General features: G+C 40.7%; 19 protein-coding genes. 8 read left to right on the top strand and 11 right to left on the bottom strand.

The features are described 5' to 3' along the window. Positions 1–15: 15 nt before the first annotated feature. Both AB1Z56_RS14745 and AB1Z56_RS14740 read right to left on the bottom strand, forming a co-directional pair. Entirely contained in the window at positions 16–3306 is a 3291-nt protein-coding gene (locus tag AB1Z56_RS14745; protein ID WP_426789493.1) for an efflux RND transporter permease subunit, read from the bottom strand. 10 nt (positions 3307–3316) lie between these two features. Further along, complete coding sequence (locus tag AB1Z56_RS14740; RefSeq protein ID WP_120336299.1) at positions 3317–4705, bottom strand: TolC family protein; 1389 nt, start codon at positions 4703–4705, stop codon at positions 3317–3319. A gap of 170 nt (positions 4706–4875) precedes the next feature. On the opposite strand from AB1Z56_RS14740, the gene AB1Z56_RS14735 reads away from it, so the two are divergent. Together AB1Z56_RS14735 and AB1Z56_RS14730 are read left to right on the top strand one after the other, a co-directional pair. Next, the gene (locus tag AB1Z56_RS14735) at positions 4876–5886 is read left to right on the top strand and encodes a sensor histidine kinase (protein ID WP_426789492.1); all 1011 of its coding nucleotides are present in this window, start codon (positions 4876–4878) and stop codon (positions 5884–5886) included. Positions 5887–5889: 3 nt separating this feature from the next. Beyond that, entirely contained in the window at positions 5890–6585 is a 696-nt protein-coding gene (locus AB1Z56_RS14730) for a LytR/AlgR family response regulator transcription factor (protein WP_201667452.1), read from the top strand. Between the two features lie 27 nt (positions 6586–6612). On the opposite strand, the gene AB1Z56_RS14725 is transcribed toward AB1Z56_RS14730, so the two are convergent. Further along, the gene (locus AB1Z56_RS14725; RefSeq protein ID WP_426789491.1) at positions 6613–7089 is read right to left on the bottom strand and encodes an OsmC family protein; all 477 of its coding nucleotides are present in this window, start codon (positions 7087–7089) and stop codon (positions 6613–6615) included. 380 nt (positions 7090–7469) lie between these two features. Between AB1Z56_RS14725 and lpdA the strand changes: the two genes are divergently transcribed. Both lpdA and AB1Z56_RS14715 read left to right on the top strand, forming a co-directional pair. Continuing rightward, the gene (gene lpdA, locus AB1Z56_RS14720) at positions 7470–8873 is read left to right on the top strand and encodes a dihydrolipoyl dehydrogenase (protein WP_426789490.1); all 1404 of its coding nucleotides are present in this window, start codon (positions 7470–7472) and stop codon (positions 8871–8873) included. A 149-nt stretch (positions 8874–9022) separates the two neighbouring features. Continuing rightward, the gene (locus AB1Z56_RS14715; RefSeq protein ID WP_153845230.1) at positions 9023–9592 is read left to right on the top strand and encodes a Crp/Fnr family transcriptional regulator; all 570 of its coding nucleotides are present in this window, start codon (positions 9023–9025) and stop codon (positions 9590–9592) included. 37 nt (positions 9593–9629) lie between these two features. Here the strand turns inward: AB1Z56_RS14715 and AB1Z56_RS14710 are convergent, their stop codons facing one another. Further along, positions 9630–10526, bottom strand: a complete 897-nt coding sequence (locus AB1Z56_RS14710; RefSeq protein WP_075993836.1) for a LysR family transcriptional regulator — start codon at positions 10524–10526, stop codon at positions 9630–9632. 97 nt (positions 10527–10623) lie between these two features. On the opposite strand from AB1Z56_RS14710, the gene AB1Z56_RS14705 reads away from it, so the two are divergent. Continuing rightward, on the top strand, positions 10624–11235 hold the full coding sequence (locus tag AB1Z56_RS14705) for an NAD(P)H-dependent oxidoreductase (RefSeq protein WP_313264264.1): 612 nt from the start codon (positions 10624–10626) through the stop codon (positions 11233–11235). An 81-nt stretch (positions 11236–11316) separates the two neighbouring features. Next, positions 11317–11607 carry a putative quinol monooxygenase gene (locus tag AB1Z56_RS14700; RefSeq protein WP_313264262.1) on the top strand — a complete coding sequence of 97 codons (291 nt, stop codon included), beginning with the start codon at positions 11317–11319 and terminating at the stop codon, positions 11605–11607. A 145-nt stretch (positions 11608–11752) separates the two neighbouring features. Here AB1Z56_RS14700 and AB1Z56_RS14695 read toward each other — a convergent pair whose 3' ends face one another. The 5 genes from AB1Z56_RS14695 to AB1Z56_RS14675 all read right to left on the bottom strand — a co-directional run bounded on the left by AB1Z56_RS14695 (position 11753) and on the right by AB1Z56_RS14675 (position 14807). Continuing rightward, positions 11753–12076: a hypothetical protein gene (locus tag AB1Z56_RS14695; RefSeq protein ID WP_426789489.1), complete on the bottom strand. Its 324-nt coding sequence runs from the start codon at positions 12074–12076 to the stop codon at positions 11753–11755. Between the two features lie 96 nt (positions 12077–12172). After that, positions 12173–12904, bottom strand: coding sequence for a type 1 glutamine amidotransferase (locus tag AB1Z56_RS14690; RefSeq protein ID WP_426789488.1), 732 nt, complete (start codon positions 12902–12904; stop codon positions 12173–12175). Positions 12905–12915: 11 nt separating this feature from the next. Next, positions 12916–13647 carry a YggS family pyridoxal phosphate-dependent enzyme gene (locus AB1Z56_RS14685; protein WP_426789487.1) on the bottom strand — a complete coding sequence of 244 codons (732 nt, stop codon included), beginning with the start codon at positions 13645–13647 and terminating at the stop codon, positions 12916–12918. Then, complete coding sequence (locus AB1Z56_RS14680; protein WP_309362514.1) at positions 13640–14185, bottom strand: GNAT family N-acetyltransferase; 546 nt, start codon at positions 14183–14185, stop codon at positions 13640–13642. The genes AB1Z56_RS14685 and AB1Z56_RS14680 overlap by 8 nt, the downstream gene beginning before the upstream one ends. A 7-nt stretch (positions 14186–14192) precedes the next feature. Beyond that, positions 14193–14807 (bottom strand): FMN-binding negative transcriptional regulator, encoded by a 615-nt coding sequence (locus tag AB1Z56_RS14675; RefSeq protein WP_426789486.1) that lies wholly within the window; start codon positions 14805–14807, stop codon positions 14193–14195. Positions 14808–14955: 148 nt separating this feature from the next. Between AB1Z56_RS14675 and AB1Z56_RS14670 the strand changes: the two genes are divergently transcribed. Beyond that, positions 14956–15465 carry a GNAT family N-acetyltransferase gene (locus AB1Z56_RS14670; protein ID WP_426789485.1) on the top strand — a complete coding sequence of 170 codons (510 nt, stop codon included), beginning with the start codon at positions 14956–14958 and terminating at the stop codon, positions 15463–15465. A 140-nt stretch (positions 15466–15605) separates the two neighbouring features. On the opposite strand, the gene AB1Z56_RS14665 is transcribed toward AB1Z56_RS14670, so the two are convergent. Further along, complete coding sequence (locus AB1Z56_RS14665; protein ID WP_426789484.1) at positions 15606–17408, bottom strand: mechanosensitive ion channel domain-containing protein; 1803 nt, start codon at positions 17406–17408, stop codon at positions 15606–15608. 271 nt (positions 17409–17679) lie between these two features. On the opposite strand from AB1Z56_RS14665, the gene AB1Z56_RS14660 reads away from it, so the two are divergent. After that, positions 17680–20148 carry a glutaminase domain-containing protein gene (locus tag AB1Z56_RS14660; protein WP_426792395.1) on the top strand — a complete coding sequence of 823 codons (2469 nt, stop codon included), beginning with the start codon at positions 17680–17682 and terminating at the stop codon, positions 20146–20148. 96 nt (positions 20149–20244) lie between these two features. On the opposite strand, the gene AB1Z56_RS14655 is transcribed toward AB1Z56_RS14660, so the two are convergent. Then, positions 20245–20673: a DUF1062 domain-containing protein gene (locus AB1Z56_RS14655; RefSeq protein ID WP_426789483.1), complete on the bottom strand. Its 429-nt coding sequence runs from the start codon at positions 20671–20673 to the stop codon at positions 20245–20247. Positions 20674–20776: the final 103 nt, after the last annotated feature.

The raw sequence follows: 20776 nt of genomic DNA, 5'->3' as shown, positions 1-20776 counted from the left end.
TAGATTATACTGCTTTTACGATAAAGGTTTTAATGCCGCAATATAGTGTTTACTTTCTTTGTCTTCAGGATCTAATGAGATCGATTGTGTACTGCTTTTTTCTTGCGCCCAAGCAAATATAAGCGGCAAGATGACGAGTACGGCGAAAGTCGAAAATAGTAATCCTCCAATTACGGCTCTACCGAGTGGTGAAACCTGTTCGCCACCTTCACCATGGCCTATGGCCATAGGGAGCATACCCACAATCATGGCCAAACTGGTCATGATAATAGGCCGAAGTCGTAAGGATGCTGCCTCACGGGCTGCAGCTAGCGCATCTCCATTATGCCGGCGGATATGTTCAGCATTGGTGATGAGCAAAACGGCATTCGCGATGGATACACCCACCGACATGATAATCCCCATGTAGGATTGTAAGTTGAGGGTTGATCCGGTCAACAGCAATAGAAGCAATGAGCCCAGTACAACCGCAGGAACTGTGGTAAGCACAACCATAGAAACTTTGAACGATTGGAAATTGGCTGATAGCATCAAAAATATGACGATGATAGCTACGGCAAGGCCCGATTCGAGGCTGCTCATGGTCTCTGACAATACTTTTCCAAGCCCTATTTGCTCCATTGACAAGCCGCGAGGAAGTTCACCAAGGGCTTTGATACTACGCTGTACATCCTTAGAAGCCGTTTTTAAATCTGTATGATCAATATTTGCTGTAACTGATACATAGGGCATTGCACCTAAATTGTCGTTTTCACCATAGGTGAAGGACGGTGTGATCGTTGCGACGTCACTCAGAATTGGCCGCGCTGAATTTTTCAATAAAGGTATTTCACCGATTTCTTTCTCATCTTTCATTTTATCGATGGGAACCTGTACTTGGACGTTGTATGATAGTCCTGCCTTTTCATCAATCCAGGTGTTTTTTTCAGTATAACGCGAAGAAGAGGTGGACGCGATCAGAGATCGTGTTACTTCGCTGAGATCGATGCCCAGTTGTGCAGCCCTGATGCGATCTATCTTAATATCATACGAAGGGTATTTAATGGATTGTGCTAATTGTACATCTCTAAAATAAGGGATGGCTTTTAGTTCCTCGATCAATTTACCGGCATACTTCTCGTTGTTCTTTTTATTTTTTCCTGCTATCCGAACTTCAATAGGAGTGGGCGATCCCTGACTTAGTACTTTATCTGTAAGCTCGATCGGTTCAAAGGATACCTGTACATCGGGAACTGCTGCTTTCAGGCGTTTACGGTATTCATCACGGAAACTGTCCATATCGTGATGGTAGTCTTTCAGTGCAATCTGGAAAACAGCTTCATGTGGACCAGCCATGAAAAGATAGATCGGTGATACTGAAAACTGCCCAGGGTGTTGACCGATATAGACAGAAGATATGCTAATGTGTTCTTTCCCAACCAGTTTTTCCAGTTCGGCCAGCGCCAGTTTTGCTTTTTCTTCGGTTCGTTCGATACGTGTACCTTCAGCTGCACGAAGGCGCATTTGGAACTGACTCGAGTTGACTTTTGGAAATACATCCTGTCCGATTGTGGAAAGTAAAATGACAACAAGACTTATTGCTCCAAGCAGATAGATCACAGTAATGGTTTTCTTTCTTTTGAACAAGTGATCGATCATTTTCATGAATCTGTTTCTAAACCGTTCAAAAATACTGATCTTTCCATCGTTGTTAAAGTCTTCCCGTTCCACCAATAGTTTCTTCTGATTTAGGGTATCCTGTTCAGATTCTACACTCAGTCCAGTTGCTGCGAATTGCGCTTCATCTGCATTTAAGCCCGCTGGTTTGGTCGCTTGTGGCGCTTTATGCGCATGATCTTTCATAAACCAGTTGGCCATGATGGGAACGAATGTCTGCGAAAGGAGAAAGGATACGATCATCGAAAATCCAATTGACAAAGCTAAGGGAAGAAATAACGATCCCGGGATGCCTGTCATGGTAAATGCCGGCGCAAATACGGCTAGTATACAGAGCAGGATCAATAATTTTGGTAGGGCGATCTCCTTACAGGCATCCCAGATTGCCAAGGCTTTGGGTTTACCCATATCCAGATGCTGGTGTATATTTTCTATCGTTACCGTACTTTCGTCGACCAGGATACCAATAGCCAAGGCTAGTCCACTAAGGGACATGAGGTTAATGGTCTGCCCGAAGAGCTTTAGAAAGAGCACTCCGGAGATCACGGATATCGGAATGGTTAGGATAACGATCAATGCGGCTCTTCGATCACCTAAAAATAGGAGGACCATTAGTCCGGTCAGGATAGCACCGATTGCACCTTCGGTAATCAAACTCTTTACGGAATTGATGACATAGACGGATTGGTCAAATTCATAGGATAACTTGACGTCGTCGGGTAAATTTTCCTGAATTTTTGGTAAGGCTGCTTTTAAGTTTTGAACGACTTCCCATGTTGAGGCATCGCCGGCTTTGGCAATACTGACGTACACAGAACGTTTGCCGTTGACCAAAGCATAACCTGCGGTAACGTCGGCACCATCTTTTACGGTAGCAATATCGCCTAAGTAAAGATTTTGTACCCCACCTTTAAATAACGGGATTTTTTCAAAATCTTTGACATCCTTGATGGTATTGTTCGTTGGTGTAATGTAGTTTTTATCCTGAATACGTACGTTTCCTGCGGGAGCGGTTTGATTGTTCAGTCTTAGCGCTTCTACGACCTGATCGGGTGTCATATTGTGGCTCCGCATTAAATCGGGATCAACGTTGACCTCAATTGTACGTGGACTTCCCCCAAAAGGAGGGGGCGACAATAGACCGGGGATTGACGTAAACGATGCCCGGACATAGACGTTGGCCAGATCTTGCAGTTCATTATTAGATCGTTTGCTACTGCTCAATACCAGTTGACCAACAGGAAGTGACGAGGCGTCAAAACGAATAATGAAAGGCGGTTGTGAGCCTGGAGGAAAGGAGGCCTGGATCCGATTGGCCAGGGCACTTAGCTCGGCTGCAGCCTGTGCCATGTTGGTGTCTTCGTAATACGATACTTTCATTAAGGTCAGACCTTGAATATTCTTGGTCTCAATAGATTTGACCCCATTGGCAAAAAGAAGGATATTAACGTAGTTTTTGGCAAAATAAGATTCCATTTGATCCGGCGAATAGCCACCAAATGGATGGGCGATATAAATAACCGGAAGGTTCATTTTTGGCAGGATATCCACCTTGATCGATCGAACGGCACCTATGCCAAAGACAATAAGTCCCAATACGAGTACGAGGATAGATATCGGCTTGCGTAAGGCAAAACGTATTAAATTCATGTAATGTTATTTATAGTTCTTTGTTGAAAATATCAAAATCTCCCGCAGCAGCGGCTTTTAATAAAAGCGACTGCCAAAGATTGATGTGGACGATCTCACGATCTGTTTCGGCTCTATTTAGTGTATAAAGGGTCTGCGTCACATCGACAAGCGTAGCTAGACCGTTTTTATACATCGTCATTTTTTGATTGTAAGCTTGCTGGGCTGCCGACACTTGTCTCGGAGCTTCTAGATCACTTTTTCGGGCCAATTGGATTTTCACATCAGCGGCATCCAGCTGTGCTGTCAATTGGGCTTCGGCAGTTTGGTATTCTTCTCTTAGGGCATCATTCGTAAAGCGCTGTGCACTGATTTTTTTATTGATACGCGCAATCGAAGTCAGATTCCAGTTTATGCCCAATCCCAAGAGATAATTTTGCCTACTGGGACGAACTCCTTGCCAATAATTTGTGCTATACGCTTGTAGGTCAGTGATGTAGTCGCTCTTAAAGCCAGATCCTCTGGTCTGAAAGACCCCAAAGGCGCTTACAGTGGGAAGATACTCTTTCGTTGATAGTTTCAATTGTTGTTCGCCAAGTTCAATTTTACTTTTATAAAATTGCAGAATAGGATTACTTTCAATCAGATTGGGTGAAAGTGGAGTTAGCTCGACGGGTGTTTTCTGGACGAGCAAGGTGTCTATTTGCAGGTCTTTTGCTGGTATTCCCATCAGTACTGTCAATTTGTTGTTTTGCTCTTTGACATTTTCGCTGGCCTGGTTGAGGCTGATTTTAGCGCGTGAAACTTCCGCTGAAGCTAGCGTTGAATCCACCCCGGGTAATATTCCATTTTTTACTTTGGTGGCAGCAATATTTAAAAATACCAGTGCACGATCGAGATTCATCTGTTGATTTTTTTCCAATCGTTGACTGGCCAATAAATTGAGGTAAGCAGCAGCAATCTTGACTTTATGCTGGAACTGTTCCTGACCGAGATCGGCCTGTAGTCGTTTGGTATCGGATTTGGCCAATTCGATACGTTCTTTTTTTCGTCCAAAGGTGTAAATGTCCCAATTGACATTGGCTAAGTAAAGCGCACCAAATGCGGCATTCCAATTTTGTTCTGGAAGAGCGGCTCCTGAAGAAGCTACACCCAGCCCACCAAATCCATACAGTGGACCATTTTGTCCGTTGACTGTTCCAAAGTCCTGTTGGGCTACGATGTTCAGATTGGGCCAAAAGTCGCGTTTGACCTGTTCATTGGTCTGCAGGGAGGACTGGAGATAATATTCCTTTGCCTTGATATTTCCATAATTTGCAATACCTTGTTCTACGGCATCGCGAAGCGTAAGCTTCTGAGCGAAGGAAGAGGAGGTCGCAAGTGATACAGCCAATGACAGCACTAAATTCAATTTCAGCATAGGTTATCTATCATTTTATGGACACGAAGATAGCGATGAGATGAACTGTGATGTCCCTTTAAAATGATCTATAGCGTTTAAAAGTGACCAATTTAATTCGTCATTTATTTTTCTGCTGTTATAAACATAAAACTTTTACTTTGTAACAGAATTTTAACAAAAAAAGGATTATGAGAAAGGTTTTGGAGAACAAGATCATACAGGAGGTCGTGCTATTGGTCTTTTCGTTTATCCTCTTTACTTTGAACGATTGGATTTTGATCCTGAGCTGGAAGGGATTTTTGATGGGCGTGTTCTATTTCTTGATCCTTTATGCGCATGCGCAGTTGAATCGCTTTTTTTTATTGCCCTTGCTGCTCAAAAAGAATAAACCCCTGTTGTACGTTCTGGCGTCGGTGGCAACCCTATTGGTTTTTTCACTTATATTGAAAGAGCTAACAGATAACGTGATCTACAAGAATTGCTTTCTCTATAAGAATCTTGTTCAGAAAACGTTCCATTATCAATTTGGCGTATTATTGGGCTCATTGATCTGTATCTTGGGTAGTATCCAATTTATTGAATTTTATCGCTTTCAGCGTGTGAAGACCCGACGTGAACTGCTTTCCAATCAGACGCAATTATCGCATTTAAAAAAACAGCTCAATCCACATTTTCTATTCAATACATTGAACACCATTTATGGTATTAATCTGAAGTATCCGGAACGTACGTCCGAATTGATCATCAAAGTTTCTCAACTTCTTCGTTATCAGATGGAGAGCAGCGATCGGGAATTTGTTGCGATGGATGATGAGATTGATTTTATCTCAAGTTATATCGAGTTGGAGCGCGAACGATTAGGTTACCGAACAAAAATTGAATTTGATTATCAAAAAGAAGAAGATATCAACTATCAGATAGCGCCGATGCTATTGATTACTTTTGTAGAAAATGCTTTTAAACACGGAACCTGCAGTATTGAAGATTGTTTTGTACATATTTCGATCAAGATTGAAAAAGGGAACTTATATTTGCATGTACGGAATTCTGTTCCTGTTAAGAAAAGGAATGTTTTTTCGGCGAAAATAGGTTTGGAAAATACAATAGCGCGATTAAAGCTTTTGTATCCTAATCGATATACATTAACGACAAATTCCAAGAAAGAGGAGTATGAAGTGTCATTGGTTATCAATCTTTAAACAATGAATAAAAATAGCTGTATCGTGGTTGACGACGAACCTGCGGCACATTATGTACTGGTAAATTATATTGAAAGAAGTACTGATCTGCAGTTGGTCGCTCAATGTTATAATGCTTTTGAGGCATTGGAGTTTCTTCGGGAGAACAAAGTAGATTTAATCTTCCTGGATATTGAAATGCCCGAAATTAATGGGATGGAGTTTCTGAAGATGCTGGATAACCCACCCAAAACGATTTTGACAACAGCATATTCCGAATACGCATTGGAGAGTTATGATTATGGCGTTGTTGATTATCTGTTAAAACCTATTTCATTTCCCCGTTTTTTTAAGGCTGTTCAACGTTTTTTATCCTATAACACGGCTGTGTCGCCCCAGGAAGAAGAACCCAAATCAATTAGCATACGTATGGATGGTCGTATTATTGACGTTAAATTATCGCAGATCGATTTTATCCAGAGCTTTGGCAATTACGTGAAAATTGTCACTCCTAGTCAGACATTTTTGACTGCAAGCACCACCCAACAAATTCTCACACAGGTACCGGCATCAAAGTTTATCCGTATCCACAAATCCTACATTGCTTCGATCAATAAGGTGATCAAATATGAGCATGGAATGGTACAGATCAATAATACGTCCCTACCGGTCGGTATTACTTTCCGTCGGGAGTTACAGGAGCGGCTAGCCAATAAATAGCTCATGTGAAGAAGAAAGTTCACTCAATTAGCTGGATGTGCTGATGCTGACGTTGGGCTTGTGCAAGACCGGAAAGTTTACTGAATTGGCAATAAAACAATATTCACCTGCTTTTTTATGTAATTCAATGGCTTGTGCAATCATCGTTGAATCTTTTACCCGGACCGAAGGATTTAGCGTAACTTCTTTAAAACGGCCTTTTCCACTTTCTTCTTCAAGCATGATTGCTGTTGCATGGTCTACATATTCTTCTACAATAATTTTATTGACCGAGCAGAAATGCAGGTACCATAACATATGGCAGGAGGACAGGGAGGCAAGCAATAGCTCTTCGGGATTGTGTTTGCTGGGGTCTCCCAGGAACGCTGGATCCGAAGAACCTTCAATCTCAGCTTTGCCGTCAATGCTAATGCGATGGCTTCTTTCGTAGTTTTTATAATGATCGGTTCCGCTGCCGCGATTTCCTGTCCACGTAATTGTGGCGATGTAGTTATGCTGTTTCATTTAAAAGTAGCTATTTGACTTGTTGTGCCAATCTAGGTACAAGTTAAAAAATATAGCTTGAATTTAGAAGGCGTAGAAAGCCTGTTCGCTAGAATTGACTTTTATATTATTTTATAGCCTTCTATTTTTTTTATTTGTAATAATATACTGATTGGTATTTTATTTGTAGATTTGTGTATAATTTAATTTGTTTATTTAATTTCTGTAAATGAGATGGATTTTATTGTTTTTAAATATACCTTTTGGTATTTTATTTTATACTATGATTGGCGCATATAGGACGGTTTTTATAAGAGGTTTTTGGAAAGAAGGTATTCTGGAGATAAACGGAAGGCCTGTTTTGGATGTGAATTAATCAGTTAACTAAAAATAATTTATATATGGAACACTATGATTTAGTGGTTATAGGCTCTGGCCCAGGCGGCTATGTTGCGGCGATTCGCAGTGCCCAATTGGGGTATAAAACCGCGCTTGTAGAGAAATATGATACATTGGGTGGTACCTGTACCAATGTAGGCTGTATTCCCACAAAGGCAATTTTGGATAGCACACATCACTATCATGAAGCACAGCATCATTTTGCTGCACACGGGATTCACGTAGCGGGGCTATCGATGGACTTTGAACGCCTATATGCGCGTAAAGATAAAGTGGTGTTGCAAAATACACAGGGGCTGAATTTCCTGATGAAAAAGAATAAGGTAACAGTGATCCATGGAACGGCTTCTTTTGTCGATAATTCAACGGTGGAGATTGCTACGTCGGCGGGGGAGCGGCTTTCCCTTGGCGCAAAGAAATTTATCATCGCTACGGGTTCCAAGCCAGCAACAGTTCCGGGAGTAACCATAGATAAAAAACGTATCATCAGCTCAACAGAGGCGTTGTCCTTGAAAGAAAAACCAGATAAAATCGTTATTATCGGTGGCGGTGTAATTGGGGTAGAGATGGCATCCATATTCAATAGATTGGGTTGTGAGGTCACTATTATCGAATATGCCGATCGCCTCCTTGCCAATATGGATCATGAATTGGGGGACGCCTTGAAAAAGATACTGCTGCATGATGGCATTAAAATTTTGCTTGAACAGGCTGTTTATAAAACAGAAAATATAGGCGCTGCGGCAAACGTTTTCTTTAGGGATCGAGCTGGTCAGGAGCAACAATTACAGGCGGATTATATTTTGGTCGCTGTCGGACGGAAAGCATTTACAGTGGGGCTTGGTTTGGAGAATACAGCTGTTCAACTAGACGCCAGAGGTATGATCGTTACCAACGAGCAGTTACAGACGGCCGTTCCCCACATTTATGCTATTGGTGATGTGATCGGCGGGGCAATGCTGGCTCATAAAGCTGAAGAAGAAGCAATCTTTGTTGTCGAACACATGGACGGCCAAAAACCAAAGGTACATTACGATCGGATCCCAAGTGTGGTTTATACCTGGCCCGAAGTGGCTTCCGTTGGCGCAACAGAAGAGGAGCTCAAAGCAAAGGGTATAACGTATACGATTGGGAAATTCCCGTTTTCCGCAAATGCCCGTGCCCGCGCAGGGATGGAAACGCAAGGTTTTGTAAAGGTGTTAGCAGATCCAAAATATGGCGAACTATTGGGAGTTCATATAATTGGAGCACGTGCCGCCGATCTGATCGCTCAAGGTGTTTTGGGCTTGGAATATGAAATCACCGCCGATAGCATGTCGAGGGTGTCGTATGCACATCCTACTTATTCAGAGGTCTTGAAGGAAGCGCATACCATTGCTTCGGGGCGGCCATCTGTAAATATATAAGTATCCTATGCGTCTTTTCGGCGAAGAACAAAACGTATTTCTTTTAGAAGAGCTAAGCGTATCCCCTTCGTAGAAAAGGCGCTGCTTGTCTATTTTTTTGGATACAAAAATCAATTTATCTATGTTTGTTGTGTATCATCTTTTAATTTATGGACAAACAGCTATTGTTGGACAGTATTCAGAAAGAGATCGACCTCACGGAAGATGAAATCGTACGCCTATTGGCTGTTGTGAAATCCAAAAAAGTGAAGAAGAAACAATATTTACTGTTGGAGGGCGATCTGAGCAGGTATGCTCTTTTTGTCGCTTCGGGTTGTCTAAGAAGTTATTGTGTGGATGAAAACGGCTTTCAGTATATTCAACAGTTTGCTCCCGAAGGTTGGTGGATTGGCGATATGTATAGTTTGGTAACCGGAAAACCGGGCAACCTATACATTGATGCGGTATTTGAATCTGAGGTATGGATGATTTCCAAAGTAGATCTGCATCGGCTCTATCAGGAGATTCCGAAACTGAATGTCTATTTTCGGATACTTGCCGAAAATGCGTTGGTTTATTATCAAAGTCGATCGATGGAGAATCTCCGTCTAGCTGCCAAAGAACGTTACGAAAAGTTCTGTACACGTTATCCTACATTGATCGACTGTCTTCCGCAGAAACAAGTTGCTGCATATATTGGTGTTACGCCCGAATTTTTAAGCAAAATGCTGCATCAATAGCGGAAATCGGGCTATCGGCAAGAAATTGACCGGTGATCTACCATTTCTCTTTTAACAGCGTTTCCAATTGACCGATTTCTTCCTGATACATGGTCTTCTTTCTCGTTCCAAAGTAAAGTATATTCTCCACGGGAGAAGTCCCTTCCCAGATTAGTTTTATTTTTCCAGATGCAAGTGCTTCGGCACATAGGAAGTCGGGAACAATGGAAAAGCCAGTATTGTTGCTTAAGCAGCGTATGATTGAACTGATATTTGGGACGATATAATTGGGACTGAAGTCCGGATGTTCGCCAAAATGTGTCGACCAATAGTTTTTTAAATGATCCATATCGGCAGCCGTGCTATACCACAATTGTTTTTTTAGGAGTTGAGCTGCCTCCTTAATTTTATTGTCGCTCAGCAGTGACTCAAGTGTGGATGTGTCGGTCTGACAACCTGCAATCAAGACAATACGCTCTTTTGAGAAAGCTTCGTATTGTAAATTCTGTTGGTTTCCTTTTTGAGGCGTAATAATAAGGTCCAATAAACCATTATCAAGATCCTGCTGCATCTGAGGATATTCTCCAAATTTTATAATTAAATTGAAAGGGAGCTGCGCAATATGTTCTTCCAGCGTGTATTGAAAGGTCTCAAAACACATTCCGATACTAATTGTAACACGTTCGTCCAATGCACGCTTGTGAAAATGTTGTTCACCGGTTTCTAGTTTTTTAAGCGGGTCAATAACATAGTTGTACAAGATTTTCCCCTTTTCGGTCGGCACCATTCTTCGCGCAGATCGATCAAAAAGCTTGTGGCCGGTAAAGGCTTCCAGGGAATTCAGATGTAGGCTGACTCCAGGTTGAGAAATAAACAATTCCTGTGCAGCCGCAGATAACGTTCCGGTCTCATAGATTGCCTTAAATGTACGAAGCCATTCTAAGTTCCATTTCATAGTTATTATTTTTATGATACAAATATACAATTTAAATTATTTGTATGATTTAAAAATATGATAGAAATTTGTGTTATCAATAAGAAAAATTATAGAAATGAAAATATTTATTATCAACGGCGGACAGAAATTCGCACACTCGGGTGGTTCTTTCAATACCACAATAACAAATTGGACTGTTGAAACATTGGCTGAAAATGGACTTGAAACAAGGGTAACCAATATCAACGATGATTTTGATCCAATGGTTGAAGTTGAAAATTTTAAATGGGCAGACATTATCGTTTACCATTTCCCTGTATGGTGGTTTCAGGTTCCGAACCGTCTGAAGCTCTATATCGATGAAGTTTTTACGGCGGGTCACAACAACGGTATCTATAAAAATGATGGTCGTTCACGTAAGAATCCGGCCATTAACTATGGTACAGGAGGTTTGATGCATGGTAAAAAATACATGGTGACTTCGAGCTGGAATGCTCCTGACACTGCATTTACATTAGAAAATGAGTTTTTCGATCAGCATTCTGTTGATGAAGGAGTTTTATTCGGTTTTCACAAGATGAATCAGTTTGCCGGGTTGGAGCGTATAGGCAGTTTCCATTTTCATGATATGGAGAAGGGGGCGTCTCAAGAACGTGTCGACAACTACGAAAAGGAATATAAACAATATTTGGAAGAGGTCTTCCATTTGGAAACTACGTTGAACTAAAAATTTATTGATCGATAAATCGCTTTATCCATGGCGTTATTGCGATGAAAAGAGTAAATTACCAAAATAAAAATCAATAACATGAAGGTATATTTAACCGCAATTTTAAAGGCAGTTCCTGCACATCGGGAAGAAGTATTGGCATTATTGTTAGAAATGGTCGAAGCAAGTAGAAAGGAAGAAGCTTGTATACAGTACGATCTGCACCAGGTAAACAATGATGAAAACCAGTTTATATTTTATGAAATATGGGAAGATCAGGCGGGCTTGGATGCGCATAATCAACAACCTTATATTGTTGCATTCGGAAAAGTTGCCGGTGAAAAATTGCAGGAAGCGCCTCAAATTATATTAATGAATAAAATCGCTTAATTTACAATGTGGTCTGTAAGGACCGTATTGAAAAGATAGCAAAGAATATCATGTAGTGGATGATGTGTACAGGCGGAAGATATGAACTATAATTGAAGTATTGGTGGGTACCAAAATCATTTGTGTTGCCTTGAATAAGCTTGTTTTATTCTGATTTAGTGACGCGAATGATTTTGTTGGTACCTTGCTGAACAGCGACATCGACTTTATTTCGTTGCGTGTAGCTCTGTTGCAGGAGGTTCAATTTTTTCGCCAGTTGACCATCTTGATTGTCTAGCCAGAAGGTCGCAGCCATAATACCAATTTGAACTCTATAACTGGAATCAGTTTCCGGAACAAGCTGCTCGATAACCTGATGTTGATACCAAGTGAAGTTTTTGTTTTCTTTTTGGGAAACACAGGCATGTAGGAGAAGTACCAGAAGGGCTAGATAGCCGATTTTTAAAAGTTGACTGCGTCTTAGGTTCATCAATAGTTTTTTTGTGTTGCACCAAATCTACTATTTTTTATCCAATGAATGAATTAGCTTTGTAAGTTTTTACGCTCCCGTTTAGACAGATACGCTTCATTTATTTATTAGACTTCTCGTGTATGCATATTCAAGTAAATCTAAAAATGTATGAAGTTTGCTGTTCATTTCGCTGTAATCATAAGCCTGAATTTCTTCAGGTGATTGCACAAATTGGAGCGATTGGCTTTGAAGAAAGAGATCATCTTCTGTAGCTATCAAAAGCCGGACGACTTCAGGTGTGAGTTCCATATGGCATTGAAATCCGTAGACGAGATTAGTATAGCGAACAATTTGTCTAGGGCAGCCGACGCTGCTTGCTAAGATTTTACTTTCCGGGGTAAGTCCAGGCATATCGTTGTGCCAATGTCCGACCGGTAATGAGCTGCCAAAATGTGCTATTTTGCTGTCGTTTATTCCTTCCTCTGTGAGCGTGATGGGGAAAACTCCAATTTCTTTTTGCGGACTATGTCTGTACGTTGCCGACAGCGCTTCGCCAATCAATTGTGCGCCCAGACATATACCAACAACCGCCTTTCCTGCATCAATACATCGGCGGATAAAAGCGATTTCGGCCTTAGCGTCAAAATAAGGGTATTCGGACGGGGATGAATCTGGGCTTTGAGGTCCGCCCATAATGATCAACACATCGATGGAATCTATTTCTTTTGGAAGGTGATCCTGTTGATAAACATGGGAGAAAGTAACTGAATGTTGCTGTTTTTCTGCCCAGGTTAAATAGGCACCGGGTGCTTCAAAAACTTCGTGTTGTATAAAATGTATCCGCATTGGTTTTTATGTTATAGGTTCTCATTCCAGTAATAACTATCTGCTGTAGGACGCTGTCCAAAAATTGCCGTGCCCACTCGGACAATTGTTGCTCCTTCTGCTATTGCTATTTCTAAATCGCCGCCCATGCCCATTGACAATTCTTCCATCGATACCTGAGGGATATGTAAAGCTATGATTTCTTGTTGAATATGTTTGAGCAATTGGAAGCACTGTCGTATTTTTTTGGCTTCAGCACTCAGGAGACCTATTGTCATCAACCCTTTAATCTGCAGCGTGTTTAATGTGGCAATTTGCCGAACGAGGTCAAGCACCTCCGTGGGGGAAACTCCGTATTTACTGTCTTCGAAGGAGGTATTCACCTGAATAAGTACTTCCATAGTTTTATTTTCCTTTAAAAGTCGCTGATGCAATTTTTCAGCAAGATCGAAACGGTCTATCGAATGAATGCAGGATACATTGTATTTGAGGATATCTTTGATTTTATTGGTTTGCAGATGTCCAATAAAATGATTGACATGGGGAATGGTATTTAAATACTCAAATTTGTCTTTCAGTTCCTGTACTTTATTCTCGGCAATCAATGTTTGTCCTGTGCGCAATGCAATTTCAATACGTTCGGCGGGAACGGTTTTGGTTGCCAGCAATAATTTTACGTCCTGTGGATTTCGATTATGTGTCTTGCAGGCTTTGTCTATACGCTGTTGAATAATGCGTATATTTTCGGTAATCATCTCATTCATGGTAGGGCTGTACTATTTTTTTCATCAGGACATCTGTTTGCTTATCATCACCTAATTGAAAAATATGTTGATCAAATGCGACAAAACCATTTTTCTGATAGAAATTGATTGCACGGAGATTCTTCTCCCAGACACCCAGCCAAACAAATGGGGCTTCTTTCCGCTGTGCCAGGCTGAGTGCTTTTTCATACAATAATTGTCCTACTTTTCTTCCATGAAATTCCTGTAATACATAGATACGTTCAATTTCTAGCGCTTGTGAGGATTGCTGTTCGGTCTGGGCCTGGCCCGTATTTACTTTCAGATAACCGACAATCTTATTTTCCGCTGCGGCAAAGTAAAATTCCGATTCGTCGTTACAGAGTTCAGACAATAATTTTTCCCTTGAAAAACCTTCAGCCAGATAAGCCTTCATATTGTCTTCGGTATTCGTATCCGAAAAAGTCTGGACAAAGGTTTTTTTTCCTATTTCCTGCAGAAGGTCAATATCTGTTAGTTTTACTTTTGTGATGTTGATGTCGATGTTATTTTTTTTCATTTTTTATTCATTCGTGGGATTGATTTTTCATCGATGCTGCAATATCGCGTTCGTGCGTTCTATTGCTATTTTCCAAAAAATCACTGATCCGCTGTCTTTCTGTTTCGCTTTTATTTTGACTTAATTTTTTTTGTCCCTGCAAATCCGTCACGACAAGTTCAAATGCGACAATACCCCGCATCATTCCACTTTTAAATCGATCGGAGAGTTCATTCCATTGTGTCAGATAGGCTTCATCATAACTGAGGATCATCTGCTCCAATACTTTGTTTTTTGCCTGTTCGTCTGTTAGGATTGATGCAAGACCATAGGCATGTACTGCGATGTAATCCCAGGTTGGCACGCTTTCCACTTTGTCGTAGTGCTGCGGAGAAATATAGGCATGAGGTTCGGAGAATATAACCAGTGATGGTGAATTTTCGATATAATCTGCTTGTTCGTTGGCGCGGGCGAAGTGTGATGTCAAAATCAGCTGGTCTTTGTCCATACGGATATGGAAGGGAAGTTGTGTTGCTATCGGAATGCTATTTTTTATCGATACGATGGTCGCAAAGCTATATTGTTGCATAAATGCAATCTTCTCGGCATAGCCTTCGAATTGGAAATGTTTGGGTACATACATGCAAATAACTATTTCTTGATTTAGTTCAAAATTACGGCCAATAGCTTGGAGAAAGCTAGTCCAAATTGAATAAAGCAGATAGTCCAGTGGCAGTATGTTGTGCTTTCTTAACTATATTTACGTTAAAAGATCACGTAATTTGTTGCATATGGAAAACTATGAGCTGAGGCATTTTGGAATAGAAGATTGGCAATCGTATAAGAAGATCAGGCTAGAGGCATTATTTTCTACTCCGGAGGTTTTCGGGAGCAATTATCAGAAGGAATCTGCCTACAGTGATGAGGAGTGGATAGCTTTGCTTGAAAATCCCAAATGTGCGATGTTCGGCTTGTATGATCTTGGAACTTTAGTCGGACTAACGGGTGTTGTATTGGATAGAGCGGATGAATCAAACGCGATTTTGATAGCTTCCTTTATTCAGGAAGCCCATAGGGGTAAAGGTTTGTCCGGCCTTTTTTATAGGGCGCGTATTGCCTGGGCAGCAGCCCAAGGATGCGTTCGGGTTACCGTGTCCCATCGGGTTGGAAATGAAGCCTCCAAGGCAGCAAATCAGTCGTTTAATTTCAGGTATTCACATTCACAGGAGGTTCTTTGGCCCGATGGCCTCAAAGCAGAGGAGCTTATTTATGTTTTGAATCTTTCATCTTTTATGCTTTGAGTCTTTCAGGTGTTTACTTCATTTTGCTGATAATCAATTTTTTTTGCGCTCCTTTTATCTTTTAAGTACCACGTTTTTATGGAAAGCTAAAATAACCTGAGTGGTAGTCTTTACTGAATCTCTTATTTAAAAAATGCAGACTAATTGTTGCTCATTTTTGGATTGTATTGCTGGACGTGATCCACTTTGGCAAATATATGTGGCCCATTCATTTCAATTCCCGCAGCTAAGAAGTCATCAAGGATCGATTGAAAAATCTCTGATTTTGCCAGTTCAATTTCTGCAGATTTAGCGATATAGACATTGAGTTCATACAACACATAAAAGTCATCTAGTTTTTTTTGTAAGACAAACGGCGCTGGGTTAAGGTTTACACGTTTTATTCGAGGTGGAATGTTTAGCAACAACTCGTGTATACGCTGCCAAGGTTCTTCATAACCGACTGTTAATTCTACCTGGAAACAAATTCCGTCTTCCGAGAAGGTTGAATAATTGACCGTATTTCCGGAAAGTACCGACGAGTTGGGGATGGTGATTTCTTCATTTTTTATTGTTCTAAGTCTCGTTACCAGCGGTGACTTTTCAATAACAACCCCAGTTTTATCAGCAATAGTGATGCGGTCCCCGATACGAAAAGGGCGCATATAAGTGATCACTAAACCAGCTATGATGTTGGATATTGCAGACGATGATCCTAAAGAGAACAAGACGCCAATAAATACGGATATTCCTTTAAAGATGTCCGAATTGGCGCCGGGTAAATAAGGGAAAATAAGCACGAGTGTGAAAGCCTGAAGCAGAAAGCGGACAATGGTGAAAGTTGGCATGGCAAAATCACGATGAAAACCATTGACCTCCAATTTCCCTTTGTCGATTTCGCTAAATATGTATTTTACGAATCGAACGGCATAACGCATGACAACTAGTATGACAAATACAGTAATCAGATTTGGAATATAGTCCCAGATCGCCAGAACTGCTGTCTTCAAAGGTTTTGTGAAGAGTCCAATGAGGTTGGATGCCCAGCTCTGTGTAAAAGGGAAAACACTAAAGACAATCGGCAGCATAATAAAGGCAATTAGGATAATTAATGCCCAGCGCAAGATATTAATTGCATTAATAAACATACGCGTTTTTTGTACAGAAGTAACAAGTACGTAATTTTTGATCTTAATATCTTTGATCCGTTGTGTTCTTTCCGTCAATATACGTTGCGTACCATATTTTTTCAATTTGTTTATCAATAAAATCAATATTGAAAAAACGACGAGAATGAGAAATACAAGTCCAATACGGGTAAGAAGTTTTGTAATGCTGTTATCTGCACGTTCCGTTGTGATTGAATCCTGAATTCTTTTTAGGTAGTTTGTCGCAATCTCTTCTTTGCTTTTCCCTTCCAGAAGTGCATCGAGTTCTGTGACGGAAGTGATCACGAGATCTTTGTAAACAATGTCTGTACTGATTTCGTTATTTTCGATTTTAAATGAATCTACTTTCACAAAATCATCTTCATATAGATTATGGATCCGGCTGACTACATTGTAAGCCCGGTCTTTGGCTAATGATGATCCCAGTTTATTATAGATATAGAATAGCGTATCATTAAATGGGACAACAGCATATCTTTTTGTGTTTTTTTTGATAGAGTCTACTCTAATTTTCAATTGCTGCTGCCGAATGTTATTTTCTTCATCAAACTCATTGAGCTGTTGTTTTAAGTTCTCCTTTTTAGGACTATTTTGACTTTTGAGATCGGCAATTTCGTTCTGGAGTTTTACGCGTTCGAGAGAATCATTAATTTGCTGCTGTCTAATTTCGTTCAGCAGGGAACTTAATCCCATTTCTTTTTTATTGACTGAATCTGTCTCTTGTGCATAAAGCTGTGTGCTTGTTGAGAAAAGACAAGATAGGGTAATCAGGAAAAAAATGTAAATACTTCTCATCGTTTTGCGGATAAAATTGAAGCCGATGTTTGCAGGTCATGATGCGAAGAACAATCGGACAGGTTTCCAAAGATAATAATTATCTCTATTACCTAACCAAGTGTTAAATATGATATAAATTGAATATAAAATGATACGATGCGACAGCTGAATTTAATTTATTCCCACTTTCTTTGTTAAAACGATTGGGCATAAGCTCAATGCCAAAAAACTGTATAGCTAATTTTATCCAAAAAATATGATTAAACCTTTTCAAAAATCTATTTATGCCATGAATAAAGTTGGGAAAATAGGCCTTTGTTGTCTCGTCGCCTGTGTTTCTACCTTTTTACATGTGCAAGCCCAAGAAAGGAAAGCTCCGGCTTATCCATTGATTACGCATAATCCTAATTTTAGTATATGGTCGATGACGGATCAGCTGAATGCATCTACAACGAAACACTGGACTGAAGCTGATCATTCGTTGTTAGGCTTAATTAATGTTGATGGTCATATCTATCGTTTTCTTGGTAAAGAGGAACCTAATTATGCGGTTATTCTGCCAACTGCCGAAGATAAATCTTATACAATACATTATTCAGAATCCAAGCCACAAGGGGACTGGCAGTCTGCCGCTTATAAAGCGGAGGGCTGGAAATCGGGTGTTGCCCCTATTGGTGACGATGAAAAGCAGGTGAAAACTCTTTGGAAATCGGACGATATCTGGGTACGGCGTGAGTTTACTGTTGCTAATCCGCAGAACATTAATGAACTGTTTCTGAAACTGAATCATGATGATAATGTGGAAGTATTTTTGAACGGAAAGAAAGTCTATGAAAAAACAGGCTGGACAAATAGCTTTCACTATTTACCGATCGATAAGGCTAATTTGAAAGTCGGGCAAAATACGATTGCCATCCATTTGAAGAATACTGCAGGCGGCCGTTATCTGGATTTTGGTCTGGTTGACAGACTTAAAGAGCGTGGTCCGAAGGTGCAGACGGCAATACAGAAAGATGTGGAAATAACTGCCACGCGTACGGTCTATAATTTTCAGGCGGGTAAAGTGGATCTAAAATTGACTTTTACGTCGCCTTTGCTTATGGACGATCTAAATTTATTGGCTAGACCTGTAAGCTATATCACGTACAATGTAAAAGCAAACGATGGCAAGCAGCATGCTGTCAAAGTGTTTCTAAGTGCGGCATCAAATATCGCGGTATATAAACCTTCGCAGGAAGTGACCGCAGAGAAATATGAGACCGAAAAATTGGCGGTACTGAAAGCCGGAACCGTCGAACAGCCCATCTTGCAGAAAGGTGCCGACGATATGCGGATTGACTGGGGCTATTTTTATGTCGCTTCGCCAAAGAAAGATAAGGCACAGCAGTTTTTAAGTCCTATGGCAGGTGCCGTAGATGCCTTTAGAAAGGGAACCGTGACAACCGCAAAAAGTTTAAAAGGTACTTCACTTGCGCTGAACACGATCATTCCATTTGGCAATGTAGGATCGAAGGCGGAGGAGCGCTTTGTTGAATTAGGTTATGATGAAATTTATGCGATTCAGTATTTTAAAAATAATCTAAGACCCTGGTGGAACAATTCCGGCCAGGAAACGATTGAAAATCAGTTGACGCTGGCGGCAGACGAGTATCGCAGTGTGCTCGATAAATGTGTGGCATTCGATAAAGCTGTCTATGCTGATGCAGTAAAATCGGGCGGAAAAGAATATGCACACCTGAACGTTCTTGCTTATCGCCAAAGTATTGCAGCACATACTTTGGTAAAAAGTCCACAAAATGAACTGCTATGGCTTTCCAAAGAAAATAACAGTGGCGGCTTTATCAATACGGTCGATGTTACCTATCCATCAGCGCCATTATATTTAATTTATAATCCTGAGCTGTTAAAGGGAATGTTGAGCGGAATCTTTTATTTTAGCGAAAGCGGGCAATACCCTTATCCTTGGGCGGCGCACGATCTGGGTACTTATCCATTGGCCAATGGCCAAACGTATGGCGAACCTATGCCAGTGGAGGAGTCGGGCAATATGATTATTTTAACCGCTGCAATCACGAAAGTGCAGGGGAACGGAGATTATGCGAAAAAACATTGGAAAACGCTGACCACCTGGGTAGATTATCTTGTTAAAGACGGTTTTGACCCTAAAACACAGCTATGTACGGATGATTTTGCTGGTCACCTTGCACGAAATGCAAATTTATCTGTTAAAGCGATCGTAGGTATTGCTTGTTATGCGCAGCTCGCTGAGACAATCGGTGAAACAGCCACAGCAAAAAAATATCGTGCAATTGCCGAAGAAATGGTTCCAAAATGGATGGAAATGGCAGATGCTGGCGATCATTATGCCCTGACATTTGATGATAAAAATACCTGGAGTCAAAAATATAATTTGATCTGGGACAAAGTCTTGGAATTGAATTTGTTTCCTCAAAAAGTGTATGATACTGAAATCAAATATTACCTGACGAAGCAAAATAGATTCGGGATACCATTGGATAGCCGCAAAGCCTATACGAAAAATGACTGGATCCTTTGGACAGCGTCATTTGCTCCATCGAGAGAGGCATTTGAAGCATTGGTGAAACCGGTATATAATCATTCGATTCAAACAGGATCTCGTGTTCCTTTAAACGATTTCTATGATTCCACTACTGGTATCCGTGAGAACTTTAAGGCGCGTAGTGTTGTTGGAGGTTTTTATATGAAAATTCTTGCGGACAAGCTGAGACAAAAATAACAGTAGGTCAATGTTTAGGGGGAAACCCACAATGAGACATTTAGTTTGTGTTAGTTAATTTAGACGGCGAGCAATTTAGGGGTGCTCGCCGTCTGTTTATTGGAGGATATGTTTCAGTGTTTCGGATGATATCTCCACAACAGTAGCGTGTTTGACACGATGTTTCTTTTCTAGAAATTTCCCCTGAACGGTAATTGCCTGCAGGACAATCAGTCTATCGAGCTGCTTTGATGATAGTTTTAAACAGGTACGAATAACAGTGGCTAGTTTCAGCTGAAAACCGAAAGGATAGATCACTTTGAAGAATAAGCTATCTGTATTCATTAGGTTTAAATCTGGCATGGACAGCTCTTCATATTGTATGTTATAGGTGACAGCAGCTAAATCAGGCTCAACCTGATTCTTTTTCCTGATTGCTGCGGAAAAAGCATATTCCCATGCCAACGCTCTATTGTTTTCCTGAAATTTATGGAACAATTCCTTGTTGATGGATTCGGGTCTTGTATTTTTTTTCTGTGCATTCATTCTGAACTTTTCACTGCAGTAGAATCTATCACTATCACAATGGCTGCAAGATCTTTTGAGAAGGGGAGTGCTATCTGCTTTTATCTCCCAGGTATATTCTTTT

This window comes from Sphingobacterium sp. WOUb80 (assembly GCF_050058145.1).
GTDB lineage: Bacteria > Bacteroidota > Bacteroidia > Sphingobacteriales > Sphingobacteriaceae > Sphingobacterium.
The sequence above is the reverse complement of the archived record's forward strand: the minus strand, read 5'-3'. Positions and strand labels throughout refer to the sequence as shown.